The sequence below is a fragment of the Rhodococcus sp. RDE2 genome (assembly GCF_020885655.1).
Lineage (GTDB): Bacteria > Actinomycetota > Actinomycetes > Mycobacteriales > Mycobacteriaceae > Rhodococcus > Rhodococcus pyridinivorans.
Map to the genome: position 1 here is coordinate 2,511,784 of NZ_AP025186.1, position 25,509 is coordinate 2,537,292.

The following is a 25,509-nucleotide window of genomic DNA, read 5'->3' on the forward strand; positions in this document are numbered from 1 at the left end:
GGGCTCATACTGCCCGTCCGGTGTCGTGGAGAGGGGCGGACATGCAGGAGGTCGCAGTGGTCGGGTGCGGGCCGACGGGAATGATGCTGGCGGGGGAGTTGCGCCTGGCCGGCGCGGACGTCGTCGTACTCGAACGTCGCGAGTCGCAGGAACTCGCAGGGTCGCGGGGTGGCGGTATCCACGCGCGCACGATCGAACTGCTCGATCAACGTGGGATCGCCGAGCGATTCCTAGCCGAGGGGCGAACGGTGAACACCGCGACCTTCGGGGGCACCAGCCTCGACGTGGGCCGTCTGCCCACACGTCATCCGTACACGCTCGCGTTGTTCCAGAACCACATCGAACGACTGCTGCTGCAGTGGATCGAGGAGCTCGGCGTGCCGATCCGGCGGAACATCGAGGTAGTCGGGGTCCACGCGGGCGAGGGGAACGTCCGCCTTCGGCTCGCATCGGGGGAGACTGTGCAGGCTCGCTACGTGGTGGGCGCCGACGGTGGCCGCAGTGTCGTGCGCCGCGCGGCCGGGATCGGATTCGAAGGGCCGGATGCGACCCGCAGCAGCCTGATCGCCGAGGTGCGGGTCACCGAGGAACTCCCCACGGACGCCAAGATCGACGAACGCGGCGTGCACGGTCTGTACCCGATGGGGGAGGGCCGAGCGCGGGTCGTGGTGACCGAAGCCGAACTGGGACCTCCCATGCCGCCGACGCTGGACGACCTGCGACGAGAACTGCTCCACGTGTTCGGCACCGATTTCGGTGTCCACGATCCCACCTGGCTCTCACGGTTCACCGACGCGACCAGACAGGCGACGATCTATCGCGCGGGCAGGATCCTGCTCGCGGGCGACGCCGCACACGTGCATTCACCCACCGGCGGACTGGGTATCGGCCTGGGCATCCAGGATGCCGTCAACCTCGGCTGGAAACTCGGGCAGGTCGTGCGAGGGGGCTCGGGGGACGATCTGCTCGACACCTACCACGCCGAACGGCACCCGGCCGGGGCGCGAGCACTGAAATTCACGATGGCCCAATCTCTTTTCCAGAAGGCCGATCCGCGTCAGGAGGCCCTGCGCGATCTGACCGACGAGGTGCTTCGCGTCGGCGATGCCGGCTCACCGATCGCGGCGTTGATCTCCGGCCTCGACGTCGCCTACGACCTCGGTGAGGGACACCCGCTGCTGGGACGACGCATGCCGGATCTCGACATCATCGCCGAGGAGAAGCCGGTGCGCGTGTTCGGGCTCATGCACTGGGCTCGTCCACTTCTGCTGCAATTCGACGGCCCGCCAATCGATTCCGGGCATCTTCCGGAACGCGTCGACCTCGTGCGGGTGCGCTACGACGGCCCCTGGGAGTTGCCGTTGCTCGGTGAGGTGGACGCACCGTCGGCCGTGCTCGTGCGCCCGGACGGGCACGTGGCCTGGGTGGGGGAGGGCTCGACGGACGGTCTCGACGACGCACTCGCGAAGTGGTGCGGCACTGCGGCCCGCCGATCAGGAACCGTTGCGTGATCAGGGGATTCCTGACCTACATGGGTAGGCCGTATAGACCTTGCGCGCCGAACCGGGCTTCGCGCGCGTTGCAGCGGCGGCAAGACACGGTTCGGCGCGCAAGGGTCGGCGGAACAGCGCGTCACCTACGGGGGACCGCGACGTACTTGACCTCGAGGAACTCGTCGATGCCGATGGTGCTTCCCTCGCGTCCGAGACCCGACGCCTTGATGCCGCCGAACGGTGCCGCGGGGTTGGACACGATGCCGGTGTTCAGCCCGATCATGCCGACCTCGAGCGCTTCGCTGACACGGAAACTGCGGTCGACGTCCTGGGTGAAGATGTATCCGGCCAGTCCCCAGGGCGTGTTGTTGGCGATCTCGACGACCTCGTCCTCGGTGTCGAAGACGACGATGGGCGCGACCGGCCCGAAGATCTCCTCGCTCATCAACGCGGCGTCCTTCGACACGTCGGCGAGGACGGTGGGTGGGTAGAAGTAGCCGGGTCCCTCGGGCCGGTTGCCGCCACACACGACGCGCGCTCCACGTTCGACGGCATCGGCGACGAGACGCTCCACCTTCGCCAGGGCCTTCTCCTCGACCAGCGGACCGACCTGGGTGCCCTCGACCAGGCCGTCCCCGACGGCGAGGGCATCCATACGCGCAGCGAGCTTCTCGGCGAACCGATCGGCGACCGCGCGCTGCGCGAAGATGCGGTTCGCGGCGGTGCACGCCTCACCCATGTTGCGCATCTTCGCGGCGAGCGCGCCGTCGACTGCCCGGTCGAGATCCGCGTCCTCGAACACGATGAACGGGGCATTTCCTCCCAGTTCCATCGAACTCCGCATCACGTGCTGGGATGCCTGTTCGAGCAATCGGATGCCCACCGCGGTCGACCCGGTGAAACTGACCTTGCGTGCGATACCGCTGGACATCCAGGCCGAGACGACCTCCCCGGGCGCGGTGGTGGGCACGACGTTCAGCACACCCTTCGGCACACCGGCCTCGACGAGCACGTCGACCAGGGCCAGCGAGGTCAGCGGAGTGAGCTCCGAGGGTTTGAAGACGATGGTGCACCCGGCTGCGATGGCGGGTCCGATCTTGCGGGTGCCCATGGCGAGCGGGAAGTTCCACGGCGTGACGAGGACGCAGGGTCCCACCGGCTCCTTGGACACCAGGATGCGGGTCGCGCCGTCGCCGGTGCTGGTCACATCACCGCGGATGCGGACGGCTTCCTCGGAGAACCACCGGAAGAACTCCGCCGCGTAGGCCACCTCGCCCTTCGCCTCGGCGAAGGGTTTGCCCATCTCGGTGGTCATGATGGTCGCGAACTCGTCCTGCCGCTCCAGGATGAGCTCGTAGGCCCGGCGAAGGATCACGCTGCGTTCGCGCGGAGCGGTCTTCGCCCAGTGTTTCTGCACGCGGGCGCAGGTTTCGATGGCACGCCGGGCGTCGTCGGCGTTGCCGTTCGCGACGGTCGCGACGACCTCCTCGGTCGCCGGGGCGACGACCTCGAATCGTTCACCGGAGCTCGATTCGACCCACTCACCGTCGATGAACAATCCTGTGCTGACGCGGGACACTGCGTCGGAGACGCCCACCCGTGTCCCGACAATCGTTGCATCGGTCATGCGCTTTCCTCCTCGGAGATGGTGTTGTTCATCGACATTCGTGGCCCGGGATCGAGCAGTTCTGCGAGATGTTGCCCCGGGCAGGACACGTCGATCTGTGCGACCTGCATCGCGCACGAGAATCCGTCGGTGACCACCGCGGAGTCGTCGTCGGCCGCGCGCAGTGCCGGGGCGAGGGAGGTCTCGGCGACCTTCATGCTGATGTCGTGGTGTTGTTTCTCGAATCCGAAGTTTCCTGCTACGCCGCAGCATCCGACCGCGTCGCGGACGTCGTCGACTCCCGCTGCGGTCAGGATCCGGCGATGGCTTCCGGCGCCGAACACGGAGTACTCGTGGCAATGGGTCTGCAGCACCATCTCGTTCGGCAACGGCCGCGCAGGGGTAGGTGACCAGCCGCCGCGCACCAGGGTGTCGATGTAGGACGCGAAGCTGTGGACCCGTGCGGCGACGCGACGCGCAGCCTCGGTGGGCACCAGCTCGGGCAGGTCCTTACGCAGGGCGGCGGCGCAACTCGGCTCGACGACGACGATCGGCCGGTCGGTGCCGTCGTCCAGTGTGCGGGCGGCGTGGGAGAGTTTCTTCTTCGCGGTGTCGAGCTGGCCGGTGGAGATCCACGTCAGTCCGCAGCACGCGTCCGCGGAGCAGCTCACCTGCTGATCCGCCGAGGCGAGCACGCGGGCGGCGGCACCGGCGACCTCCGGCCGCAACCCGCGAGTGAAGGTGTCGACGAACAGCACCACCGGCGTCGAACCGGACCGGCCGCTCAGCGCGTCGCTCACGACCTTCTTCCAGGCTCGCCGGGAGGCGAAGGGCGGAAGTACCCGGTCGGGGGAGATGCCGCCGAGAGCGGCGGCGCGCTTCGCGAGAGAAGTGCGCAGGACCGCGTTGACCAGCGGTGCTGCCAACCCCGTGACGCGGAGCCAGCGCGGCAGCCAACCCAGCGAATAGTGCGACACCGGTCGTCGTGTGCCGTCGTAGTAGTGCGAGAAGAACTCGGATTTGTAGGTGGCCATGTCGACGCCGGCCGGGCAGTCGGTCGAGCAGGCCTTGCACGACAGGCACAGATCGAGCGCCTCACGCACCTCCTCGGACTTCCACCCTCGTTCGATCGTGCGGGCGCCGCGCACCATCTCCTGCAGGACCCGGGCCCGGCCGCGAGTGGAGTCCTTCTCGTCGCGGGTCGCGCGGTAGCTCGGGCACATCACGCCACCGGAGTCGGCCCGGCATCGTCCGACGCCGATGCAGCCCTGGACGGCGTGCACCCACGGGTCGGGGGTGTGTTGCGGCCGCGCGCCGTCGGGACGGACCGCCTCGATCGGGTGCAGGTCGAAGTGGGTACGCCAGGTGCGTTCGGGAACGCCCGCCAACGCCAGATCGTCATCGATCCGCGCCGGGTCGGTCAGCGATCCCGGGTTCAGGATGCCTTGCGGGTCCCAGATCGTGCGGAAGGCGCGGAATGCGCTCATCATCCGCGGGGAGTACATCACCGGCAGCAGTTCCGAGCGGGCACGGCCGTCGCCGTGTTCTCCGGAGAGCGATCCGCCGTGACGGACCACCAGACGCGCGGCCTCGTGCGTGAACTCGCGGAAGACCTGCCGGCCTTCCTCGGTGCGCAGGTCGTAGGTGATGCGGATGTGCATGCAGCCGGCGCCGAAGTGCCCGTACATCACGCCCTGCAGACCGTGCCCGTCGAGCAGTGCGCGGAAGTCCTGGAGGTAATCGGCGAGGTTCTCCGGCGCGACAGCGGAATCCTCCCAGCCCGGCCAGGATTCGCCACCGGACGCCAGACGGGAGGACAGTCCGGCGCCGTCCTCGCGCACCCGCCACAGGGAAGCGCGCTCGGTGGTGTCGGCCGCGATGCGGCCGTCGACGAGACGGCCGTTGCGGCGAAGTTTGTCGAGCAGTGCGTCGGCGGCCGCGGCCACGGAGTCCGGGTCGTCACCGTCCAGGTCCACGTAGAGCCACGCGCTTCCGGCGGGGAGACCGAGGACGGAGTTCTCGCCCCGACGCAGCCGCATGGTCTCGACGATCGCCGCGTCGACACCCTCGACCGCCGCAGGAGAGAATTCCAGGATGGTTCCGATGTCGCGGGCTGCGTCGACGACGTCGTCGTAGCCGAGGCAGACCAGCAACGCGCTGGACGGGCGGGGAACCAACTCGACGCGGGCGCCGACGATCACCGCGCACGTTCCCTCGGATCCGACGAGCGCACGGGCGACATCGAACCGCTTCTCCGGCAACAGATTGTCCAGGTGGTACCCCGAGACCTGCCGTTGGATCCTCCCGAGCTCGGTGCGGAACTCGAACAGGTGCTCGCCCGCCAACGCGGTGAGCTCGGCGTCGAGCTGCTGCGCGCGAGCCGCAGCGGCCGCGTCGTCGGGGTCGGTGGCACGCAGGCCTCGCTGCGCCGCGGTGAGCCGGAACCCGTCGGCGGTGACGAGGTCGATCTCGTGGACGTGATCGGACATGCGGCCGTAGCGCACCGAGTGGTTTCCGCAGGCGTCGTTGCCCAGCGCGCCACCGACCGTGGCCCGGTTCTTCGACGAGGGATCGGGGGCGAAGGTCATCCGACCCGAGGACGCGTCCTCGACTGCCCGCGTAAGGGTGTCGAGCACGACGCCCGGTTCGACGTCGGCGACACCGGACGTCTCGTCGATGTCGAGGATGCGGTTCATGTGCCGGGAGAAGTCGAGGACGACACCGGAGCCGATGGCATTACCCGCCATCGACGTCCCGCCCCCTCGGCTGACCAGCGGAATCCCGGTGTCGCCGCAGGCGGTCACCACCGTCACGACGTCGTCCACCGACCGAGGAAAGACCACGGCCGAGGGTGGCACCCGATAGTTGGAGGCGTCGTAGGAGTACTCGGCCCGTCGACGCGTCGAGGTGTCGATCGGGACGCCCAGTGCGTGGAGTCTGTCGGTGAGGAGTCGAACTCGGACGTTCTCGTCGGTCGAGGAAGCTCCGCCGTCCTGTCCTATGGTGAGCTGGTCGTCGTTCATCGCGTGCGCCGCGTCAGGAACGGGGACCGCAGGGAATATGGGCGCGTCGGTTCAAGGAACTCCATCAGCCCCCTCCGAGTTTGTAGGATTGTCGACAATCCGTGCCATGCACGGAGCCTACAAAGAGGAGACGGCGAACGCAACGGACGCCGGGCCGGCGTTCTCACCGTCAACCGAGGAGGCCTCTGTGACAGCTTGCCGTCTGCACCGCGAGGCTGGGCAGGGTGCAGACGGCAGAATGCTGTATCGGAGCCGGAGAGCGCTGCGGCGTGCCTACACCAGCCGTGTCACGCCGATGGTGTGATCGGTGGTGAACTCCTCGATCGCCCACTCGCCGTTGAATCGTCCGAGACCGGAGTTGCGTTCGCCACCGAATGCCACGTGCGCCTCGTCCTGAACGGTCATCTCGTTGATGAACGTCATGCCTGCCTCGACCCGATGCGCGAATTGCAGTCCGCGGTCGATGTTCTGCGTGAAGACCGCGCTGGACAAACCGAATTCGTGGTCGTTGGCCAGTTCGAGGGCGTGTGCTTCGTCATCGGCGCGCAGGACCGCGACCATCGGGCCGAAGATCTCCTCGCGGGCGATCTCCATGTCGGGCGTGACGTCGACGAACACGTGCGGAGGCACGACCCGGCCGTTGATCTCCCCACCGAGCGCAACGCGTGCTCCGGCGTGCCGGGCCTGCTCGATCTTCTCCTCGAGGCCCTTCAACTGCGAATCGTTGACGACGGGCCCGACCAAAGTGCCGTCTGCGGAGGGATCGCCGTAGGGCACGGCCTGCGCGGCTCGGGTGAACCGTTCGACGAAATCGTCGTACACCGGCGCCTGCACGATGATGCGGTTCACGGCCATGCAGATCTGTCCGGAATGCAGGAACGACCCTGTCACCGCTGCCTCGACGGCCGCGTCGAGATCGGCGTCGTCGAGGACCACCAGCGGCGCGTTGCCGCCCAATTCGAGTGCGACCTTCTTGAGGTGCTCACCGCCGGTGGCGACCGCACCGACCTGCTTGCCGACCGGTGTCGAGCCGGTGAAGGAGATCAACCGCGGGACGGGATGCTCGACGAAAGCGTCGCCGATCTCCGAACCGGAGCCGATCACGACCGACAACACTCCCGCCGGTAGGCCTGCTTCCTCGAAGATCCGTGCGATCAACAGGCCGCCGGTCACCGGAGTGTCCGAGGCCGGCTTGATCACCACGGCATTGCCCAATGCCAACGCCGGTGCCACCGATCGCTGCGACAGGTGCAGCGGGAAATTCCACGGGCTGATCACCCCGACCACTCCGATCGGCTTGCGGTACACCCGCATCTCACGGTTCGAGGTGTTCGAATCGAAGATCGATCCGTGGACCCGGGACGGGAACGACGCCGCCTCCTGAGTGATGCCGATGGCCAGGGAGACCTCGGTATCGGCCTTGATCCGCGTAGAGCCGGACTCGGCGACCAGCCAATCGATGATCTCGGCTCGGCGCTGCTCGAGAATCTGCGCGACGCGACGCAGGACCGCGGCGCGCTCCGCGGGACCGGTTGCGGCCCAATCGGTCTGTGCTGCCCGGGCAGCGGTGTAGGCGGCGTCGACATCCTCGGCGGAGGCGAGGCGGATCGTGGCGACCACGCTGTCGTCGAACGGGTTGGCGTCGGTCAGGACGCGGTCGGAGCGTCCCTCGCGCCACTGCCCATCGATGAACTGGGAGGCGACCGGCTGCCCGGCGAACGTGGCGGTGGAACCGAGATCTGTTGTTGTCATGAAGAACTCCTCGACGGTAGGTAGGTCAGAGAAAAGCGACGACGGGCTCGAAGGTCGATGCGTTTACCGAATCGCCGAATGTGGTGTTGATCTGTTCGAACAAATGGGCTCCACCAGCCGGTCTGGATGCCGGAGTCAGCACGATCTCCTCGTATCCGAGAACTGCCGACAGCGGCGTCGGGTAACACTCGTTGCAGACGATCGCATCTGTGTGGCATACCCCGTCGGCGACCATTCGAACCGGGAGCTTGCGCCTCGTCGGGACCGGCGACGCAGGAGATGGCGCACGCCTCGCGAAGCTGTGCACCGTCTCCGGCGTTCGAGAGGGATGCCTACGAATCGAGCCGGCGATCGTCGAATCTGTCGGCGTGTCCGGCGATGTGAGCGTGCAGTCGCGTGACCGCCGGTGAAGGCGTCCTCGTCCCCGTCGTCAATCCGATGGTGCGATTCGCGATGCCGGCGACCGGCACGGTGACGATTCCGGGGACCGGAGTTTCCGAGCGAGGCAACAGTGCAACCCCGAGGCCCTGGGCGACCAGTGCCCGGATCGTTTCGAACTCGCTGATCTCGAACGCGATGTACGGTTCGAATCCTGCTTCAGCGCAAACAGATTCGAGTTCTCTCCGGATGTGGTAGTCGGGAGGGTTGGCGATGAAGTGATCGTCCGCGAGGTCGCGCAGGTCGAGGCGGGCACGGCCGGCGAGTCGATGGCTGCTCGGGAGGTGGAGCAACAGCCGCTGCTGGGCGAGCACGGTGACCGGCAGATCCTCCGGCGGAGGGATGATGACGGCGAGATCGAGCCGGCCGTCGCGAACCATCTCTGCGAGCGCTTCGCCGTGCGCCTGGACCAAGTGCAACCGGACGCCGGGGGCGAGACGGTGGAACTCGGCCAGCAACGACGGGATGCTCACCGGCCCGAGGGTGAGCGGGAACCCGAAGCGGACGACGCCGTGATCGGGATTGGCGTGCTCACGCACCGTGGCGATCGCACCGTCGAGCTCCCGGACCAGATGCCGGGTGCGTTCGTGCAACTCCCGCCCGGCCGACGTCAACACGACCCCTCGTCCGGATTGCTGGAACAACGCCACACCCACTGCTTTCTCGAGTGCCCGGATGCGGCGACTGACCGAGGACTGGGGAACGTCGAGCAGATCCGCCGCGCGCGTGATGTGGCCTTCGCGCGCCGCGGCGTCGAAGGCGACGAGCAGTGGGGCGACCATTGCGGTCTCGGACGTCATATACCAATCCACATCTGCATGGTAATACCTGCGAAATCTCATTGGACGGATGAATCGGGAAGAGGCACGCTGAAGATCGACAACGGCGAAAGCAGGTGAATGATGGTGAATCGGAAGCACTCTGCCGACGGACCACAGCACGACGACCACGAGTGCGACGCCGTCCTGATCGGCGGCGGCATCATGTCGGCAACACTGGGTGCACTGCTGACACGGCTCGAACCCGATCGGTCGATCCTCGTCCTGGAACGACTCGACGAGGTCGCGGCCGAGAGCAGCGCCCCGTGGAACAACGCCGGCACCGGCCACGCGGGCCTCTGCGAACTGAACTACATGCCCGATCCTGAGGATTCGACCCGGGCCGAGGAGATCGGCCGACAGTTCCGGATCTCACGGCAGTTCTGGGAGTCCCTCGACGAGCCGGACGAGACGACGTTCGTGAACGCGACACCGCACATGAACGTCGTCTTCGGCGAACGCGATGTGGACTATCTACGTCGGCGGCGTGCCACCCTGCAACGCTCGCCGCTGTTCTCCGCAATGGAGTACAGCGAGAACCCCGACACGATCGCCCGATGGGCACCGCTGGTGATGGCAGGTCGCTCGGGGTCCGAACCGGTCGCCGCCACGCGCTACGAGGCAGGCACCGACGTCGACTTCGGTGCCCTGACCCACCGACTGCTGTCGGACGCGCGTCGTCGTGGCGTCGAGCTTCGTACCGGGCACGAGGTCACACGACTGCGCCGCACCACCGACGGGAGGTGGACGGTCTCGGGACGCACGACGACGGGACGGTTTTCGGTCCGATCCCGGTTCGTGTTCGTCGGCGCCGGCGGGTACGCCCTGAAGCTCTTGCAGAAGGCCCGGATCCCGGAGGTGCGAGGTTTTGCCGTCTTTCCCATCGGCGCGCAGTTCCTCCGCACCGGTAATCCCGACGTGGTGTCCCAGCATGCGGCGAAGGTCTACAGCCAGGCCGACGTGGGCGCACCACCGATGTCCGTGCCGCATCTCGACAAGCGGGTCGTCGACGGACGCGAGTGGTTGATGTTCGGCCCGTACGCCACGTTCAGCACCAGGTTGCTCAAACACGGCCGGCTCACCGATCTGTTCACCACCCTGCGCCCACACAACATCGCCCCGGTGGTGGCGGTGGGCCTGCAGAATCTGTCGCTGGTGCGCTATCTCGTCGGCCAACTGCTCGCGTCCCGCGCGCGGAAATTCCGGCAGCTGCAGCGATTCTGTCCCGAGGCACAGCAGTCCGACTGGGAGTTGATCGACGCGGGGCAACGAGCCCAGCTCGTCAAACCCGATCGTCGCAGGGTCGGCGTCCTGACCTTCGGCACCGAGGTCGTGGCGAGCGCGGACGGCAGCATCGCCGGGTTGCTCGGGGCGTCGCCCGGCGCCTCGATCGCTCCATCGGCGATGGTCGAGCTGCTGAGCACGTGTTTCCCGGATGACGTGGCGCGATGGCGACCGGTGCTCGAACGGATGATGCCCGACCTGTATCGGGAGACCGAAACGACCTCGCGCGCCGAACCGGGCCTCGCCCGCGCTACAGCAGCGGCGAGAAACGGTTCGGCGCGCGAGGATTCGAGCGCCTCGTAGGGCTTGCGCTCAGGCGGTCTGCAGGAACGGGTAGTCGGTGTAGCCCTCGGCTCCGGACGCGTAGAACAGCTCCGGACGCGGTGCGTTCTCCGGCTGCCCGTCCCGCCAGCGCTCGGCCAGGTCGGGATTGGCGATCAGCGCGCGGCCGACGGCCACGCGTCGGCGTGCGAATCGTCGATCAGCTGCACGGCCTCGTTGCGGGTGGTCGGCGAGCCGAAGCCGCTGTTGGCGATCACCTTGCCGCCGAAACGCTTCCGGAGTTCCTGGACCAGATCGCCGGTCGGCTCCTTGTGCAGGACCGACAGATACGCCAGGCCCAGGGGCTGCAGGGCGTCGACCAGAGCGCCGTAGACGGCACGCACATCGTCGCGATCGGTCTCGACGGCGTCCTGGATGTTGTGTTCGGGGGAGATCCGCAGCCCGACACGTCCGGCGCCGACCGCCTCCGACACGGCCTTCACGACCTCGACAACGAGGCGGATCCGGTTCTCCACCGAACCGCCGTACTGGTCGTCCCGCACGTTCGATGCGGGGGAGAGGAATTCGTGCAGCAGGTAGCCGTTGGCGCTGTGGACCTCGACGCCGTCGAGTCCGGCATCGATTGCGCGGCGGGCCGAGGCGACGAAGTCGTCGACGACGGAGGGGATCTCGTCGATGGTCAGCGCGTGGGGCACGGGGTAGGGCTGCTTACCCTGCTCGGTGTGCACCTGGCCGTCGATCGCGATCGCGCTCGGCCCGACGACACGCCGGCCACCGTTGACGTCGGGATGCGTGACGCGGCCGCCGTGCATCAACTGCAGCACGATGCGTCCGTCGCGCTCGTGCACGGCATCCGCGACGCGACGCCAGCCGGCGACCTGCTCGTCGGTGACGATGCCGGGCTGACCGACGAAGGCCTGCGATTCGAAGTTCACATAGGTTCCCTCGGCGATGATGAGTCCGGCGCTCGCCCGCTGACGGTAGTGCTCGACGATCAGATCTCCGGGTACACCGGCCGAACCACCACGCAGGCGGGTCAGCGGGGCCATGACGATGCGGTTCGCGAGTTCGAGGTCTCCGAGGGCGACAGGTGTGAACAGATCCATGGGTGGCGCAACCACCCCCACCCCCGACGGCATTCCGGTGCCCGGCCGATTGTGGGATGGGTCATAGCGCCGGGTGGATGGTCACTCCGAGTGTTCGGCGGCGGTGACCAGCCGATTCGACCAGTTCTCCAGGTGCTCGACGAACTCCGGTGGCGACGCACCGAGCAGCCATCCTCCGGACATGCCCACGGCGAAGACCGCCCAGTCCATGCTGTCGGCGTCCACCTCGATCCGGCACCGTTCGGAGTCGATCGCGATCACCTCGGCCCACTGACCGATCCGGCGCCGCACCTCGTGCTCCGGCGCCTCGAGTTCCGCACTGACCTTCACCTGGGAGCGGCTGCGGATGCCGCGTTCGACGAAGGCCGCGGCATTGCCGCCGGGCAGCTCGCGCTGCCGGAATCGCATCCCGGTGGCGGTGGTCTCGGCCATGCGGTCGAGCCGGAAGCTGCGCCAGTCACCACGGTCGAGGTCGTAGCCGACGAGATACCAGCGTCGCCCGAGGGAGACGAGCTGCCGGGGTTCGACGCGCCGGCTCGTCGTGGTGCCGTCGGCCGCGGTGTACTCGAAGACGATGCGTTCGTCGTCGCGGCACGCGCGCGCGACGGTGACGAGTTGCTGTGAATCGGTCGCGCGGGTCGCCCAGGGGGTGTCGGCGGAGACCGTCGCCGCATCGAGCGCCTCCACCTGGCGTCGCAGCCGCGGTGGCATCACCTGGATGACCTTGGCCAGCGCGCGCACGGAGATCTCGGCGATCCCGGTGATCGAGGTCTGGGCCGCGGTGAGTAGGCCGACCGCGAGCGCGACCGCTTCGTCGTCGTCGAGAGCCAGTGGTGGCAACGACGCGCCCGGCGCGAGCTGGTACCCGCCGCCGACCCCACGATCGGACCGCACCGGATATCCGAGATTGCGGAGCCGTTCGATGTCGCGGCGGAGGGTGCGCAGCGAGACGCCCATCCGGTCGGCGAGTTCGGCGCCGAGCCAGTAGCGGTGGGTCTGCAACAGCGACAGAAGCCGCAGGGTGCGGGAGCTCGTGTCGGACATGACCTCATTCTTCCGCACCTGCGGACCTATAAGTGACAGGAACTGGCACCAATGGCTCGTAGCGTAGTTCTTGCCGGATCACGACGACGAGGAGCACCCGATGACCGAGACCACCACCACCCGGAACGCCACCCCGACCCTCGACCAGGAACGCCGCGATCTGCTGTCGGGCCTCGCCCACGCGCGGCACTTCCTGCGGTTCACGGCCCGCGATCTCACCACCGAACAGGCGTCGCAACGAACGACGGTGAGCGCCTTGACGATCGGCGGACTCATCAAGCACGTCACCGAGGTCGAGCGGGGATGGGCGGATTTCCTCGTGGTCGGAGCCGACTACATGGAGAAGGATTTCACCGAGTGGACCGAAGAGGATTTCGCCGAACACGACAAGGTCTTCCAGCTGCAGCCCGGTGAGACCCTCGAAGGAGCGCTGCGCGCCTACGACGAGGTCGCCGCCCGGACCGACGAGCTGGTACGCACGCTGCCGTCGCTGGACGTCGTCCACGAACTTCCCAAGGCACCGTGGAACACCGAGGACGCCTGGTCGGTGCGTCGCGCGCTGCTGCACATCGTCGCCGAGACGACGCAGCACGCCGGCCACGCCGACATCATCCGCGAATCCCTCGACGGATCGAAGTCGATGGGGTGAACCGGAGGTCGCGCTAGCGCCGGCCGGTGTCGCGCATCAACTCGGCGAGCTCCGTGCGGTCGGAGACGTCGAGTTTGGTGCACGCCCGGTAGATGTGCCCCTCGACGGTGCGGACCGACACCACGAGCCGGTCGGCGATCTGCCGGTTGGACAGCCCGGCGGTGACCATCGCGGCGACCTCCCGTTCCCGGCTGGTCAGGGGGAGCGGGTGAGCCGCCTCGTCCAGCGCCGGCGACGAGGCGTGATCGCATCGCGCAGCCAGTGCCGCGGCCGCGGCGGCGGCTTCGACGGATCGTCGGGTGTCGCCGTGGTCGCGGTAGGCGATCGCGGCCAGGGCGTGGGCATCGGCCGCGTCGGCGAGGGCCCCGAGCGCCTCGAAGGTCTCCGCGGCCGCGGTCAGTCCCCGGCCGTCCGCCTCCGCGGAAGCGGTGGCGTGGGCGGCCATGGCGGCGACGAGACGTCCGTCGCACTGCTCGGTCAGTGCCGAGAGTCGTTCCGCGGTGGTGCGATCCCCGAACCGGGTGGCGGTGTGCAGGGCGATCGCCTCGACGGCGAACTGATCGTGTCGTACCGAGATCTGCGCCGCCTCCCGGGCCGAGGTGATCGCGTTCGTGGTCTCGCCGCGCGCCGCGGCGAGCCATGCCGCTGCGATCCGGAGTTGCGGCTCGAAGACGGCGACGTGCCGGTCGCTGCGCGAGGTCGCCTGGGCCAGAGCGGCATCCGCGTCGTTGACACGCCCGAGTACGGCGTAGCCGTGTGTGAGGGCGAGGTACGCCGGCACGTTCCAGGAGACGGTGGCAGCCCGGTCGTCCACCTGGAGCGCGGCGACGGCCTGTTCGAGGCGGTGCACGGCGTGCACGAACCGCCCGCGCGCGGTGTCGACGACGCCGAGCAGGATGTTCGCCAGGCCCCACGCGAGATACTGGCCTATCGACGTGACGGTCCCGTGGGCGTCGGCGGGACCGCGCACCGCGCTCTCCCGATAGGTCTCGGCCCGACGCTCGGCCTCGTCGAGGCTTCCGGTGAGGAGCAGTGCGAGGACCTCGCCCAGTCCGGCGGGATAGCGCAGCAGGCCGTCGACCTGATCGGCGACCGCTGCGCAGCGCGCCGCCATGGCTGGGACCTCGTGACCACGTCCCATCACCGCGAGGGCCAGTCCGCCGCCGAAGAACGCCCACTCGACGGCCCAGGGGAGCGCGGTTTCGGTGGCGAGGACGCGATGGGCGAGGGTGAGTGCATCGCGGGGACGCCCTTCGTACACCGCGCATCCGCAGTCGATTGCGTCAACCACCAGCCCCAGATGGGGCCGCGTCACCAATTCGCGGAGGGTCGCGAGCACCTGCTGGGCCTCGGCGGCGTTACCCATCCCCCAGAACAGATTGGAGATGCGGGTCGCGCCCCATCGCACGAGCTCGCTCTCGTCGAGGGTGCGGGGATCGAACGAGGCGAGCACGGACTCCACCTCACTGATTCCACCCAGCCACACCAGTGCGCGGGCGAGGAGATCCGCGGCCGAGAACGTCCCCGTGGCATCGAACGCTGCGCGTGCGAAACGTTCGGCGAGCGGTGCGTCGCCCAGGGCGATCGCATCGTGGGCCGCGGTCTCGAGCAATTCGGGGTCGACGGACCGGCTGCTGTCCAGGGAGAGCTCGGCCAGACGGATCCGGTCGGCCGGGCCTCGCTGGACGCGTGAACCCAGCGCCTCGACGAGCTGCCCTCGGATCCTGGGACCCGCGACCCGGCCCACGCGGCGGCGCACGACCTCACCGAAGAGGGGATGGGTGTAGCGGACGCGATAGTTGCGGTTGTCGTCGACGACGTCGATCAGTCCACGTCGTTCGGCTTCCTCGACGGCGTCGTCACCGGCGAGACCGCAGAGGATCTCGAGGTCGAGCGGTTCGCAGAACGCCAACAGCTGCAGGGCCTGCAGCACCTCGGGCGTGAGGTGGTCGATGCGATGTTCGAGGAGTGAGGCGAGCTCGGAGGTGACGGCGGTGCCGCCCCGGAGCTGCCACACGTTCCCCACCCGGCGGAGCGTGCCGGCCTCACGGGTCCCGACCACGAGGTGGTGGACGAACAGCGCGTTCCCACCCGAAGCCTTCCAGATCAGGTCGGCGCTCAACTCTTCCAGGGGTCCACCGAGCACGGTCTCGATGAGATCGATGCACTGCTGCCGGGTGAACGGTGACAGCTCCAGGCGGATGAGATGGCCGTCCTTCCACAGGGAGGTGACGGCGTCGGGCACGACTTCGCCGTTGCGGACCGTAGCGACCGTGTGGACCGCGCGATCGAGGGCGAGCTGATGGAGGAAGGTGGCCGAGAGTGGATCGAGCAGGTGGGCGTCGTCGACCCCGAGGACGAGCCGTGCGCGATCGGAGCCGTGTTCGCCCAGCAGGGCCTGTCGTGCAGCGGCGAGGAAGGCGACGGGGTCGCTGGCAGGGGGAGCTTCGATGAGGTGCGCGAAGGCACCCAGAGGGATGCTCCGAGCGGATTCCGTTCCCGCGATCCAGCGCACCGGGGCGGACAGCGAGTCGGTGGCCATGCGGGCCAGGGTGGTCTTCCCGACTCCGGGATCTCCGGTGAGGACCACACCGCCTCGGTCGTGGTCCGTCAGGGCCGCGACAATGATTTCCAGTTCCCCCCGCAGCTGAATCAGTGGCCAGCGCTGATCCATGCACACGATCGTAGATCCGCGAAGTGCGGATATCTCCGGGTTGGAGATTTCACCTCCCGCGGGCGACCGCAGATCGAGTACTCCACTACGCGCGACGTCCCCACTCTCGGCGACCACGATGGAGTCGTCGGAGCAAGCGAACGGAAAACGGCCGAAGGAGCTGGTGATGACCACGACATCGTCGGAGCCGTTCTTCAGCTGGACGTCGAGACGGATCGACCTGAGCGCTGCAGCGGACGCGCGCACGGTGACACCGGAGCTCGACGAGTCACTGCGCTGCGGCTCCCGAAAGGCCCGATTGCTGGCCATTCGCGATTCGGAGAGCGAGACCGACTACGTGGCGTTGCTGGTGGGCGACGTCTCGGGACACAGCGACGTCACCGTCCGCGAGGTCGACGAGGAGCGTCTGCTGGTCGAGGCGAGCCGGCCGTCCACCGAACCCGAGATCCTGTTGGGCGTCGCCTCCGCCCCGGAGCCCGGGCATCCCGGCCCCCATCACGTCGACCGGGAGGTCTTCGTGGACGGACCCGTGCGGTCGCTGATCATCCGCAGCGGAGCGCGGTCGGTGGTGGTCGATTGGTGCCACGACGAACGCGTGCACTCGGCGTCGAGAGAACAGGCCGTGACGGCGGCGCCGCCGATGCGCACCGGACCCGGGACGAACCGGTTCCGTGTCGCGCGACCGATTGCGAGTCCGCGGGTGACCCGGTGGTGGCAGCGACTGCTGCCTCATCCGGAACCGACGAGTTCGCGTCGCACCCCGGCGGTCTGCGGCTGACCGATCAGAGCCCGGGGATGCGGGGCAGCTGCGGGAGCTGGATCTGCGGGGGCGGCGGCAGCGTCGGCAGCTCGAACTGGGGGAGGCCGGGGACCATCGGGGCCGGCTCCGGTTCGAGTGACGGCACCGAGGTGTCGGCCGCCGCGTCGTCCTGTGCCCCGGTGGTGGGGATCTGCGTGGAGGTCTCCGCCGTCGTCGGTGGCCGGGAGGTGGTGCGGGTCTCGCTGCGATCGGTGACCGTCGACTGCTCGTCCGACACCGCCGGGACGGTTTCCGGCACGGTCGAAGCGTCCGTGGTGGTCGTGGACCGGGGCTCCGCTGCCGGTTGCGCCGGTGGCTCCTGCATCTCCTGCTGTGTGGCGGTCGGCTGCGGATCGCGACCGGAACTCTGGAGCAGGTCGATACCGAGGCCGATCGCCGCTGCGACGACGACGGCACCACCGGCGAGCAGGAGGCGTCGACGGTTCCGCGGCTGCGCGGGCGTCTCGGTCTCCTGCCGGATGTCGGCGGCAGCGAAGCTCTCGGTCGGCGCGTCCGGCGCGACCGGCTGCGGAGCGAACTGTGCCGTCTCGGTGAGCTCGAGCGGCGCCGCGAACTCCGCCGTCTCGGCGACCTTCGCGGTGTCCGGGCGGGCGAGGAGCGCCGCGCCTTCCGCCGCCACCAGTTCGGGCTGCGGGGGCACGATCACCGGAATATCGAGCCACGATTCCATCACGGCGGTGACCAGCGGAATGTTCGCTCCGCCCCCGATGAGCACCGCGGCGTCGGGAGTGCGTCCCGAACGGCGGATCACGTCGAGGGTGAGGCGGGCCGAGGCCTTCACAGGTCCGTCGATGAGCGAATCGAAGCTGTCCTGCGAGAGCAGCAGCAGACCACCCTCGCCGGGCATGCACACCGCATCCTTCGAGGACAGCTGCTCCTTCGCGTCGCGGCACCGGGCGGTGAGGGCCCGCTGTGCCGCCATGTCGGCCGGCTCGGCGAAACGCTGCAGGTCGACGTGGTGGTCGTAGATCAGGCGGTCGACGAGGTCGCCGCTGATCCCCTCCGAGCGTGCCGTGCTCAACGCGATGCGGGTACCCCGGTCGACAACCGTGACGGTGAGGCCCGAGCTGCCGAGGTCGTAGAACACGAGCGTCTCGTGATCGCCGAGCTCTCCTGTGGTTTCCAGCATTTCGAGCGCCGCGGTCACTTCCGGGACGAGCCGGAAGTTGTCGATGTCCAGGCGGCTCATCGCGCCCTGGACGAAATCGGCCTGCGTCTCGTTCTGGTAGGCGACGCCGATGGCGCGCACCTGCTCGATCTCGTCGGTCTCGGCGAGCATCGTCTCGATGGACTCCGCGGCCAGCTCGGCCGGCCGGTCGAGCAGGGCGGGCATCGAGCGGGATCCGAAGACGGGGCTGTCGAGGCTCCCGGTGTCACGTCGCGCAAAGCGCACCGCGCTGGCACCGACCGAGACACCGAGAACTGTAGTCATGCCGCCGACTATAACGGTTCGGTCACGGTCTGCACGCCGGAGGCGGGCGGTGCCCGGATGGCGGCGCGTCTCCGAACGGCAGCCGAGGACGTTCGTCGCGGCCTCTCGCATGTTCACCGTCGGCGGCGAAATCCTTGCTGTACAGTCGGCTTCGCGATCGCGGGCAGGATTCTCCGGACGTCCCGATCCCCACCAGTTCTCGAGGAGGTTCGGCGGATGAGCGAGCAGAGAGTGCGGATCGAGATCGACGAGTTCGGTGTCGCAACCGTGACCTTGGACCGCGCCGAGAAGCACAACGCGCTCGACCCGGCGATGTTCGATGCGATCGTCGATGCCACCGAGCAGCTCGCGATCGACCGCACGGTACGCGCCGTCGTGCTCCACGGCGCCGGCAAGAGCTTCTGCTCCGGCCTCGACATCACCGGTCTCGGTAACCGTGACGGCAGTGGCCCGCGGGATCTGCTCGCCCGCGCGGACGGGCACATCGCCAACCATGCCCAACGCGTGGCCTACGGTTGGTCCCGCGTCCCGGCCCCGGTGATCGCCGCGATCACCGGCAACTGCTTCGGCGGCGGCCTGCAGATCGCGCTCGGCGCCGACATCCGGTTCGCGACGCCCGACGCGCGGCTGTCGATCATGGAGGTCAAGTGGGGCCTCGTCCCCGACATGGGGATCACCCAGAGCCTGCCGCGACTCGTGGGCCTCGATGTGGCGAAGGAACTCACCTTCACGGGGCGCATCCTCACCGGCACCGAGGCCGACGCACTCGGTCTCGTCACTCATGTCTCGAACGACCCGCTCGCCGCGGCGCAGGAACTGGCCCACGAGATCGCCGGCAAGTCGCCGCACGCCGTGCAGGCGGCCAAGCGCCTGTACGAGGAGACGTGGACCGGCTCCGATCCGGAGTCCGCGCTGATGCTCGAGAGCACGCTGCAGGTCGAGCTGATGGGGTCGCCCAATCAGATCGAGGCGGTCACGGCGGGGATGACCGAGCGTGCTCCTGCCTTCGCCGATCCCGACTGACCGGACTCAGATCTCCACGGCGGTCCCGCAGATCCCGCACTGCTCCAACTGTCGGCGGCCCCACCGCGCGACCGGCACGAAGAACAGCGTGAACTGCTTGGACTCCCGGATCCGGAGCCACTGCGTGGTGTTGTGGCAGCGCGGACACGTCCGGTTCTGCCCCGGACCGAGGTTCTGTCGCTTGGTGCCGAAGCCGAAGAGAAGGAACATCGTCCGAGCATAGAGCGACGACGCGTGGTCCTTCAGTGCATGAAGGGAAGGATCATCGGATCGGCGCGACCCGACGCCGCCTCGACGAAGGTGAGCGGATCGGGCACCGCGGCAAGGACGTCCCGTGTCCGTTCGAGGGCCATCGACTCGGGCCGTGGTCCGCCGACCGCGTCGATCACGTCGAGCCAGTGGATGGTGGTCTCCAGGATCGCCATGTCGAGGAACGCGCCGAGCGCGACCGACTCCAGGAACGGGTGTGCGATCACGGACGCACGGCTCAATCCGGTGATCCGGTCGAAGGCGGCGGGGAAGTCGGATTCGAAGCGGGTCGCGACTGCCGTGCGCTCGACATCGGCTGCCAGTCGGCGCACCGTCTCGGCCATCCGCTCGTGCCTCGTTTCGGCCTCGGCCGGATCGGTGTTGAGCATCCGGAGCATCTCCGCGGCGCTGGTCACCTTCGCCTCACCGTCTGCCGACGGCGCGGCGAGCATCTCGATCATCACGTCCGGCGTGATGTGCACGTAGACGTCCCGGACCGTCCATCCCGGTAGCCGAGTTTCGGTCGTCCACTGCTCGTCGGACAGTTCGGCGGCGCGAGAACCCCACATGCGCCACAGCCGGATCATCAGCGCTCGGTCCTGTTCGAAGTCCGCCACAACACCTCCCCAGTTCGGATATTCATCGCTGCTTCCTCTTGCGTCGCGGAGCTTCCTGTCGCTTCTCCGCCACGTCGTCGAAGAACCCGAGCACCTTCTCGGCCGCGGAGTCGAGGGCGCTGTGGGTCTTGTACTTGGCGGCGCTCTCCACGGCCTTGCCGCTGACGTCGCCGACGATCTCGGGCACACCTTTCGGCTGGGTCTGGGAGATCTCGAGTCTGTCGACGGCCTGGGCGAACCGCAGGTAGGTATCGACGCTTGCGACCACGATGCGGGCGTCGATGGTCACGATCTCGATGCCGACGAGAGAGACGCGTACGAACGCGTCGATGACGAGACCCTTGTCCAGGATGGTGTCGATGACGTCCGCCAACCCGGACGAATTCGGTCGGGCCATCGTTCCGCCGCCCCCGCCGCCTGCGGGTTCGATCGATGTCATGGTGCTGCTCCTCGTGCGTGAACGGAATTGGCGCACAGCGATTCCGGATCACACGAGTGGATCCGGGCGAGGAGGACGAAGTCTCCGGGCGACGCGGGCGTCACTTCTCCATCATGACGCCTTCCCGGCGGCGCGACCAGGACCGCGAAGGCATCATGGTTGCAGGAGAAGGGACTGCCGGTGGGAGCTCTGCTGGTCGCGGTGACCGTGATCGCCGTCTTCGTCGTGATCGACCGGGTAGGACTGTGGGCCGAACGGCGAGGGTGGGTGTACTGGCGCAAGCGCCGGAACGGTCGGGGAGGTGACGCCGGAGGCAGCGTCCTCGGGGTGATGGACGAACTCTTCTCGCCCGGTCGGAGACACACGATCGAGGAGATCGCGAGCAAGAAGAACGGCCGGATCGACATCGCCGTCGGGGACGACGAATGGGTCGATCTCGACAGTGGCCGGGTGCGTCTGTCGACGACCCGGCCACCGTCCGCCGTGCGCGAGGAGCGACGCGACGATTCAGAGGCGGGAGAGCCTCACGCGTAGGCCACGAGGCTTCAACGTGATTGCCTCGTGGACGTCGAGTTCGTAGCCGGGTTCCGGAGCGAAGTCGTACCGCCGGATCAGCGATGCGAGCGTGAGCACCGCTTCGTGCAGCGCGAACTGCCGACCGATGCACGCGCGGATGCCGGTGCCCCACGGTTTGAAGATGTGCGCCGGCCGTTTGCGCACGGCCTCGGGTTCGAACCGGTCCGGGTCGAACCGCTCGGGGTCGTCGCCCCACAGCGGGTCGCGGTGCAGCTGCGGCAGCAGCACGAACACCCACGAACCTTTCGGCAGGACACGACCCCCGAGGGTGGTCTCACCGCGCACCTTGCGGAAATAGCCCGGGGCGGCCGGCCACAATCGCAGCGTCTCGTCCACCACTCGCCGCACATACCGCAGCTTGGCGACCTGCTCATACCCGATCCGGCCGTCGGTACCGACGACCTGGGCGATCTCGGCCCGCGCCTTCGCCACCACCTCGGGATGTCGGCTCAGGAAGTGGACCGCGAACCCCAGAGTGGCCGCGGTGGTCTCGTTGCCCGCGACCAGGAAGGTCAGCACCTGATTGCGGATCGATTCGCGATCGAGCTGCTCACCGGTGTCGGGATCGGCGGTGTGCATCATCAGGTCCAGCAGATCGCCGTGCTGCTCACCGGAGCGCATCCGCTCCTCTACGATGCGATCGACCGTCTCCTGCATCAGCGCGATGTCGCGTTCGTGCTGCTCACGGGCGCTGCGGCCGAACAGGGCGCGCAGGATCGGGATGTCGTTCGACGAGCGGTTGATGTACTCGAGCGCCCGGCTCATCGCCGCGATGAACGGATCCGGTTCGGTGCGGCCGAACGAGTCGAAGTCGTAGCTGAAGCCGCACCGGCCGATGACGTCGAAGGTGAGCGACGTCACGCTCTTCGGCACGTCCACATACTCGCCGCCGGCCGCGGCGGCGTCCCAGCTGTCGACCAGCCGGTCGACGACCGTGAGCATCGAGTCGTGATAGCCGCGCATCGCGGCCTGGCCGAATCCCGGGCCGAGGATGTTGTGGGCCTTGCTCCAGTTCGGTTCGGAGTTGAACGCGGTGAACAGCCCGTCGCCGGCGATGACACGAAGCTTGCGCAGCGGCTTGCCGAGGAACTTCGCCCACTTCTCCTCGTCGTTGACCTCGCGCACCAGCTCGGCGCCGGAGACCACGATCAATCGGTGCCGGAGGATCTTGCGTTCGAAGATTCCACCTAGTTCCTGAGCCATCTGCATCTCACGCTGAACCGGTTTGGCCACATCGATACTGAGCAGATCACCCACCAGCGGAAGTCTCCATCGCGGCTGTGGAATCGGCTGTGCGCCGGTCGTCCTGGTGATGCTCGTCGTAGTCGGTGACCCCATCCTGCGAGTGTGCATCAGCCCCGACGGGACGATTCGGGCGGCCTCATCGCGACGCCCGGGTCGATCAGAACAATCGCGGAGTCGCGTGCGACCCGTCCCGGGCTTCACAGATACGGGCGTGCCAACGGTCGACGAGCCACATCTCGACCATCTCCGGACGCGTGGCAATCAACGACGCCCACATGTTGAGGAGTTCGACGTACCGGTGATAGCGCCGCAGCGTGAAGTCGGCGACCGACGGATCCTCGAGCCACCCTTCGTGGATGAGTGTCGACACCGCGTGCTGATCGAGAAGTTGTGCCGGGCCCGCCTCGGTCCGCACCTCGACCGCCCACAGATAAGTCGCCAGGAGCGGTACGCCGACGCCGGGAGTGTCCGGCCATCCGGACCAGGTCTGCCGCGCGGTGTCGGGCAGCGACTTGGTCTTCGCGCAGTAGTCGAGGACTCCCTTGATCTTGGTGAACCGGTCCCGGTCCTTCGGGGCGTGTGTGTCGCGGACGTCCGGAAAACGTCGGGCGCCGCGTCGTCGCGGATGCGCGCTGCGCCAGGCCGCGCACAGGAACAACAGTCCCAGACCGGCGTGGTCGGCTTCGAACAGTTCACTGTCCGATCGGAGGTCGTTGCGTTGGACGATCGCGTCACCGTCGTCGATGATCCGTCCGTCGAGATTCCGTCCCCGGAGGCGGATCTCGTGCCCGGCACGTTCGAGATGGCTGTTCCACCATTTCAGGTCGACGGTGACGCCCTCGTCGAGCACCTGCAGGTCGAACGAGCGCGCCCGACACCACTCGGAGCATGCTTGCGGAGGCTCGAACCCCTGGTCGTACGGATGCATTCTGTGGACATTGCCACGAGTGACCGGCGATTCCGGGGCAGGACACGCGCGTGGGGCCGACCTGTTCTCCGCCTGTAACGGCACGTGAGCCGCCACGACCGTCCGAGGAAATCGGTGGACCGGAACGATGTGGCGATGAGAGCGTGAACCGCATGAGCTCCTTCGACGTCACCGACGCCCTCTCGCTCGCCGCTCGGCACGACCTGCACCTGTCGGCCGACGACGTGACGGTGAACGAGGCGGGACTCGACTACCGTGTCGTCCTCGCCTCCGACGACACCGGCCGACGGTGGGTCCTGCGCATCCCGCGCCGGCCCGACGTCTCGGCGAAGACGGCCGACGAATTGCGCATCCTCGATCTGGTCGGGCCCGTCCTCGCCGAGGACGGCATTGCGGTGCCACGCTGGGAGATCCACAGGCCCGACCTCATTGCCTACCGCGCTCTGCCGGGCGCCCCGGGACTGACCCTGAACGACGCCGGTGAACCCGTCTGGCACATGGACCCTGCCGACGCCCGCTATGCGGAGCGGCTGGGACGTCTTCTCGCACGCCTGCACTCGATCGACGTGGAACGAGCAGGTGTGGCCGGTGTCGAAGTGCGCACGCCCGACCGGGCACGCCAGGCCTGGCGGGACGACATCGCGCGGGTACGCGACGCGTTCACCGTCGCACCCGCCCTCGCCGAGGGGTGGGAGGCGTGGCTCGACGACGACAGTTGCTGGCCCGACCGCACGGTCATGACACACGGTGAGATCTATCCCGCGCATGTCCTGCTCGACGAGGACGGTGTCGTCACCGGTGTTCTGGACTGGACGACGGCTCGCGTGGACGATCCCGCGCGGGACTTCGTGATCCAGTACGGGGCAGCGGGGGAGGAGATGCTCCGGGTCACCCTCGCTGCCTATATCGACGCGGGTGGACGTGTCCACGACGGTCTGGCTGCCCAGGTCGAGCACCTCTGGAACGCGGCCCCCGTCGGGTACGCATTGTTCGCGCTGATCACCGAGAAGGAATCCGACCTTGCCACGGCAGCAGCGATGCTCGATCCACAGCACTGACCATGCTTACGGTGATTGCGCCGCGCGAGCCAGAGCGACTGTTGCTGCGCGCAATTCGTCGGCGGAGTCGAGCGGCGACAGATAGCCGGCGCGCGTCATGGCTCGCCCACGCGGCGTGGTGACATCGAGGTCGAGGCCGTATCGGTCGGCTCCGACACAGGTTGCCGCTGTCGCATCCGGGAACCCGCCGAGCTTCCGGGCCATCGCCAGCAGCGCGTCGGCGTGATCGTCGTTGAGATGCGCGATCGCACGAGCCGCCGACGGGGTCACAGGATCCGGCAACGCTTCGGCATAGTCCTCGGCGGTGGCCGAATCCATCCGTCCGTACCCACCGACCCAGCGCACGCGCTGAACCCGAAGAACCCAGAGCGTGAAGTCGCTGAAATCGATGTACACGCGGGCCGCAGGGACAGCTGCCAGGTGTGCTTCGCGCGCGGCGGCCAGTTCCTCACCTTCGGGACGCTCGACGTACCCGGCGAGAGTGATGCGGGTGCCGGCGAGCGGGTCGGACTGCGGGTCGGGCGCGACGATCGCGATGCTCGCGCGTGGGTCGCGCGCAAGATTGCGGCCGTGCTCTGCCATGTGCGACACGCACAACACCGGTGAGCCGCCGACCAGTCCGTACGTCACGAAGGAGGCCCAGGGGTCTCCTTCCTTCGTGAGGGTCGCGAGAGTGCCGGTGTTCGTCGACGCCGCGACCGTCCGCGCTTCCTCGGCGGCAGTGGGTCGGGTCGCGTTGACGATCTCCGCCAACGGCGGCGGCACGGTGGGAGCGTCGCCGGGGTCTCCGTGATCCGAGTTCGTCATTCACGAGACGCTACCGACACGCCGGCTTCCGAGCGAGCCGTCATGGATGGGCATGATGGGCCGCGGCGGAGCGGCAAGCAGAGGACGGGTTCATCGAGTGCACGAGTTGTCCTGCAGCAGTGTCGTGTAGGCGGTAGCGTCCGTGC

Annotated in this window: 20 protein-coding genes and 1 pseudogene; 7 read left to right on the plus strand and 14 right to left on the minus strand. The window is 68.1% G+C overall.

Going from position 1 to position 25,509, the window contains the following annotated elements; translation table 11 throughout:
- Nucleotides 1-41 precede the first annotated feature (41 nt).
- Complete coding sequence (locus tag LPH33_RS11730) at nt 42-1,511, plus strand: FAD-dependent monooxygenase (protein ID WP_229568097.1); 1,470 nt, start codon at nt 42-44, stop codon at nt 1,509-1,511.
- 121 nt (nt 1,512-1,632) lie between these two features.
- Here the strand turns inward: LPH33_RS11730 and LPH33_RS11735 are convergent, their stop codons facing one another.
- The 4 genes from LPH33_RS11735 to LPH33_RS11750 form a co-directional block, all read right to left on the minus strand.
- Nucleotides 1,633-3,120, minus strand: coding sequence for an NAD-dependent succinate-semialdehyde dehydrogenase (locus tag LPH33_RS11735; protein ID WP_229568099.1), 1,488 nt, complete (start codon nt 3,118-3,120; stop codon nt 1,633-1,635).
- Nucleotides 3,117-6,122, minus strand: coding sequence for an FAD-binding and (Fe-S)-binding domain-containing protein (locus tag LPH33_RS11740; RefSeq protein WP_229568100.1), 3,006 nt, complete (start codon nt 6,120-6,122; stop codon nt 3,117-3,119). The genes LPH33_RS11735 and LPH33_RS11740 overlap by 4 nt, the downstream gene beginning before the upstream one ends.
- A gap of 273 nt (nt 6,123-6,395) precedes the next feature.
- Entirely contained in the window at nt 6,396-7,874 is a 1,479-nt protein-coding gene (locus tag LPH33_RS11745) for an aldehyde dehydrogenase family protein (protein ID WP_229568102.1), read from the minus strand.
- 332 nt (nt 7,875-8,206) lie between these two features.
- Nucleotides 8,207-9,112 (minus strand): LysR substrate-binding domain-containing protein, encoded by a 906-nt coding sequence (locus LPH33_RS11750; RefSeq protein WP_229568104.1) that lies wholly within the window; start codon nt 9,110-9,112, stop codon nt 8,207-8,209.
- A gap of 99 nt (nt 9,113-9,211) precedes the next feature.
- On the opposite strand from LPH33_RS11750, the gene mqo reads away from it, so the two are divergent.
- A complete protein-coding gene (mqo, locus tag LPH33_RS11755; RefSeq protein ID WP_229568106.1) occupies nt 9,212-10,717 on the plus strand; it encodes a malate dehydrogenase (quinone) in 1,506 nt (501 codons plus the stop codon).
- A 9-nt stretch (nt 10,718-10,726) separates the two neighbouring features.
- Here mqo and LPH33_RS11760 read toward each other — a convergent pair.
- Nucleotides 10,727-11,802 (minus strand): annotated as a pseudogene (locus tag LPH33_RS11760) (alkene reductase).
- A gap of 81 nt (nt 11,803-11,883) precedes the next feature.
- Entirely contained in the window at nt 11,884-12,846 is a 963-nt protein-coding gene (locus LPH33_RS11765; protein WP_229568108.1) for a helix-turn-helix transcriptional regulator, read from the minus strand.
- A gap of 100 nt (nt 12,847-12,946) precedes the next feature.
- Between LPH33_RS11765 and LPH33_RS11770 the strand changes: the two genes are divergently transcribed.
- Nucleotides 12,947-13,495, plus strand: coding sequence for a DinB family protein (locus LPH33_RS11770; RefSeq protein ID WP_172414981.1), 549 nt, complete (start codon nt 12,947-12,949; stop codon nt 13,493-13,495).
- Nucleotides 13,496-13,508: 13 nt separating this feature from the next.
- On the opposite strand, the gene LPH33_RS11775 is transcribed toward LPH33_RS11770, so the two are convergent.
- A complete protein-coding gene (locus LPH33_RS11775; RefSeq protein WP_229568110.1) occupies nt 13,509-16,169 on the minus strand; it encodes a helix-turn-helix transcriptional regulator in 2,661 nt (886 codons plus the stop codon).
- 166 nt (nt 16,170-16,335) lie between these two features.
- Between LPH33_RS11775 and LPH33_RS11780 the strand changes: the two genes are divergently transcribed.
- Complete coding sequence (locus LPH33_RS11780; RefSeq protein WP_229568111.1) at nt 16,336-16,947, plus strand: hypothetical protein; 612 nt, start codon at nt 16,336-16,338, stop codon at nt 16,945-16,947.
- A 4-nt stretch (nt 16,948-16,951) separates the two neighbouring features.
- Here LPH33_RS11780 and LPH33_RS11785 read toward each other — a convergent pair whose 3' ends face one another.
- Nucleotides 16,952-18,421: an Hsp70 family protein gene (locus LPH33_RS11785; RefSeq protein ID WP_088898612.1), complete on the minus strand. Its 1,470-nt coding sequence runs from the start codon at nt 18,419-18,421 to the stop codon at nt 16,952-16,954.
- A gap of 216 nt (nt 18,422-18,637) precedes the next feature.
- Here LPH33_RS11785 and LPH33_RS11790 point away from each other — a divergent pair, with 216 nt between their 5' ends.
- Complete coding sequence (locus LPH33_RS11790) at nt 18,638-19,444, plus strand: crotonase/enoyl-CoA hydratase family protein (protein ID WP_229568113.1); 807 nt, start codon at nt 18,638-18,640, stop codon at nt 19,442-19,444.
- Between the two features lie 6 nt (nt 19,445-19,450).
- Here the strand turns inward: LPH33_RS11790 and LPH33_RS11795 are convergent, their stop codons facing one another.
- From LPH33_RS11795 to gvpJ, 3 genes are read right to left on the minus strand one after another with little or no spacing between them, the layout of a single operon-like run.
- Nucleotides 19,451-19,654 carry a zinc-ribbon domain-containing protein gene (locus LPH33_RS11795; protein ID WP_016694796.1) on the minus strand — a complete coding sequence of 68 codons (204 nt, stop codon included), beginning with the start codon at nt 19,652-19,654 and terminating at the stop codon, nt 19,451-19,453.
- A gap of 32 nt (nt 19,655-19,686) precedes the next feature.
- On the minus strand, nt 19,687-20,310 hold the full coding sequence (locus LPH33_RS11800; protein ID WP_229568115.1) for a maleylpyruvate isomerase N-terminal domain-containing protein: 624 nt from the start codon (nt 20,308-20,310) through the stop codon (nt 19,687-19,689).
- Nucleotides 20,311-20,332: 22 nt separating this feature from the next.
- The gene (gene gvpJ / locus LPH33_RS11805) at nt 20,333-20,749 is read right to left on the minus strand and encodes a gas vesicle protein GvpJ (protein ID WP_088898610.1); all 417 of its coding nucleotides are present in this window, start codon (nt 20,747-20,749) and stop codon (nt 20,333-20,335) included.
- A 180-nt stretch (nt 20,750-20,929) separates the two neighbouring features.
- Here gvpJ and LPH33_RS11810 point away from each other — a divergent pair, with 180 nt between their 5' ends.
- Entirely contained in the window at nt 20,930-21,283 is a 354-nt protein-coding gene (locus tag LPH33_RS11810) for a DUF6191 domain-containing protein (RefSeq protein ID WP_095092022.1), read from the plus strand.
- On the opposite strand, the gene LPH33_RS11815 is transcribed toward LPH33_RS11810, so the two are convergent.
- Nucleotides 21,257-22,663, minus strand: a complete 1,407-nt coding sequence (locus LPH33_RS11815) for a cytochrome P450 (RefSeq protein ID WP_229568117.1) — start codon at nt 22,661-22,663, stop codon at nt 21,257-21,259. The two genes, LPH33_RS11810 and LPH33_RS11815, sit on opposite strands and share 27 nt — an antisense overlap.
- Before the next feature lie 64 nt (nt 22,664-22,727).
- Nucleotides 22,728-23,498, minus strand: coding sequence for a hypothetical protein (locus tag LPH33_RS11820; protein ID WP_016694801.1), 771 nt, complete (start codon nt 23,496-23,498; stop codon nt 22,728-22,730).
- A 152-nt stretch (nt 23,499-23,650) separates the two neighbouring features.
- On the opposite strand from LPH33_RS11820, the gene LPH33_RS11825 reads away from it, so the two are divergent.
- Nucleotides 23,651-24,556, plus strand: coding sequence for a macrolide 2'-phosphotransferase (locus tag LPH33_RS11825; RefSeq protein WP_016694802.1), 906 nt, complete (start codon nt 23,651-23,653; stop codon nt 24,554-24,556).
- Between the two features lie 6 nt (nt 24,557-24,562).
- Here the strand turns inward: LPH33_RS11825 and LPH33_RS11830 are convergent, their stop codons facing one another.
- Complete coding sequence (locus LPH33_RS11830; RefSeq protein ID WP_016694803.1) at nt 24,563-25,363, minus strand: HugZ family protein; 801 nt, start codon at nt 25,361-25,363, stop codon at nt 24,563-24,565.
- Between the last annotated feature and the right edge of the window lie 146 nt (nt 25,364-25,509).

What these genes read in the sequence shown, in the direction of transcription:
- LPH33_RS11730 (WP_229568097.1), top strand. Translation starts at nt 42, where the DNA reads ATGCAGGAGGTCGCAGTGGTCGGGTGCGGGCCGACGGGAATGATGCTG.
- LPH33_RS11735 (WP_229568099.1), bottom strand. Translation starts at nt 3,120, where the DNA reads ATGACCGATGCAACGATTGTCGGGACACGGGTGGGCGTCTCCGACGCA.
- LPH33_RS11740 (WP_229568100.1), bottom strand. Translation starts at nt 6,122, where the DNA reads ATGAACGACGACCAGCTCACCATAGGACAGGACGGCGGAGCTTCCTCG.
- LPH33_RS11745 (WP_229568102.1), bottom strand. Translation starts at nt 7,874, where the DNA reads ATGACAACAACAGATCTCGGTTCCACCGCCACGTTCGCCGGGCAGCCG.
- LPH33_RS11750 (WP_229568104.1), bottom strand. Translation starts at nt 9,112, where the DNA reads ATGACGTCCGAGACCGCAATGGTCGCCCCACTGCTCGTCGCCTTCGAC.
- mqo (WP_229568106.1), top strand. Translation starts at nt 9,212, where the DNA reads ATGATGGTGAATCGGAAGCACTCTGCCGACGGACCACAGCACGACGAC.
- LPH33_RS11765 (WP_229568108.1), bottom strand. Translation starts at nt 12,846, where the DNA reads ATGTCCGACACGAGCTCCCGCACCCTGCGGCTTCTGTCGCTGTTGCAG.
- LPH33_RS11770 (WP_172414981.1), top strand. Translation starts at nt 12,947, where the DNA reads ATGACCGAGACCACCACCACCCGGAACGCCACCCCGACCCTCGACCAG.
- LPH33_RS11775 (WP_229568110.1), bottom strand. Translation starts at nt 16,169, where the DNA reads ATGGATCAGCGCTGGCCACTGATTCAGCTGCGGGGGGAACTGGAAATC.
- LPH33_RS11780 (WP_229568111.1), top strand. Translation starts at nt 16,336, where the DNA reads ATGACCACGACATCGTCGGAGCCGTTCTTCAGCTGGACGTCGAGACGG.
- LPH33_RS11785 (WP_088898612.1), bottom strand. Translation starts at nt 18,421, where the DNA reads ATGACTACAGTTCTCGGTGTCTCGGTCGGTGCCAGCGCGGTGCGCTTT.
- LPH33_RS11790 (WP_229568113.1), top strand. Translation starts at nt 18,638, where the DNA reads ATGAGCGAGCAGAGAGTGCGGATCGAGATCGACGAGTTCGGTGTCGCA.
- LPH33_RS11795 (WP_016694796.1), bottom strand. Translation starts at nt 19,654, where the DNA reads ATGTTCCTTCTCTTCGGCTTCGGCACCAAGCGACAGAACCTCGGTCCG.
- gvpJ (WP_088898610.1), bottom strand. Translation starts at nt 20,749, where the DNA reads ATGACATCGATCGAACCCGCAGGCGGCGGGGGCGGCGGAACGATGGCC.
- LPH33_RS11815 (WP_229568117.1), bottom strand. Translation starts at nt 22,663, where the DNA reads ATGGGGTCACCGACTACGACGAGCATCACCAGGACGACCGGCGCACAG.
- LPH33_RS11820 (WP_016694801.1), bottom strand. Translation starts at nt 23,498, where the DNA reads ATGCATCCGTACGACCAGGGGTTCGAGCCTCCGCAAGCATGCTCCGAG.
- LPH33_RS11825 (WP_016694802.1), top strand. Translation starts at nt 23,651, where the DNA reads ATGAGCTCCTTCGACGTCACCGACGCCCTCTCGCTCGCCGCTCGGCAC.
- LPH33_RS11830 (WP_016694803.1), bottom strand. Translation starts at nt 25,363, where the DNA reads ATGACGAACTCGGATCACGGAGACCCCGGCGACGCTCCCACCGTGCCG.